Annotated in this window: 2 protein-coding genes; both read left to right on the top strand. The window is 61.2% G+C overall.

Annotation, left to right across the window (positions count from 1 at the left end; all coding sequences use genetic code 11):
• Window positions 1-476, top strand: a 476-nt coding sequence (locus RV1423_RS28320) for a CoA transferase subunit A (RefSeq protein ID WP_034304006.1), incomplete at its 5' end; no start/stop codon positions are given.
• Window positions 477-488: 12 nt separating this feature from the next.
• Window positions 489-662 (top strand): succinyl-CoA--3-ketoacid-CoA transferase (locus RV1423_RS28315; protein ID WP_034304005.1); only part of this gene is annotated, 174 nt, incomplete at its 3' end.

The raw sequence follows: 662 nt of genomic DNA, 5'->3' as shown, positions 1-662 counted from the left end.
TGATCGCCTCCTACGTCGGCGAGAACAAGGAATTCGAACGCCAATACCTGGCCGGCGAACTGGAACTGGAATTCACCCCGCAAGGCACGCTGGCCGAGAAGCTGCGCGCCGGCGGGGCGGGCATCCCGGCCTTCTTTACCAAGACCGGCGTGGGTACTTTGGTGGCCGAAGGCAAGGAAATCCGCGACTTCGACGGCGCGAAATATGTGATGGAACGCTCGCTGGTGGCCGACGTCTCGCTGGTCAAGGCGCAGAAAGCCGACAAGGCCGGCAACCTGATGTTCAACAAGACCGCGCGCAACTTCAATCCCAACGTCGCCATGGCCGGCAAGATCACGGTGGCCGAAGTCGAAGAACTGGTCGAAGTCGGCCAGCTCGACCCGGACCAGATCCACACGCCCGGCATCTTCGTGCACCGCATCGTGGTCAACGCGACGCCGGAAAAGCGCATCGAACAACGCACCGTGTCCAAATAAGGAGAAATAATCATGGCATGGACCAGAGACGAAATGGCTGCGCGTGCGGCGCGGGAATTGCAGGACGGTTTTTACGTCAACCTCGGCATCGGCTTGCCGACGCTGGTGGCGAACCACGTGCCGAAGGACATTGAGGTGTGGCTGCAATCGGAAAACGGCTTGCTCGGCATCGGCCCGTTCCCGACC

This window comes from Herbaspirillum sp. RV1423, assembly GCF_000577615.1.
Taxonomy (GTDB): domain Bacteria; phylum Pseudomonadota; class Gammaproteobacteria; order Burkholderiales; family Burkholderiaceae_D; genus Herbaspirillum.
Note: the sequence above shows the minus strand (reverse complement) of the source record. Positions and strands in the feature narration are given on the sequence as shown.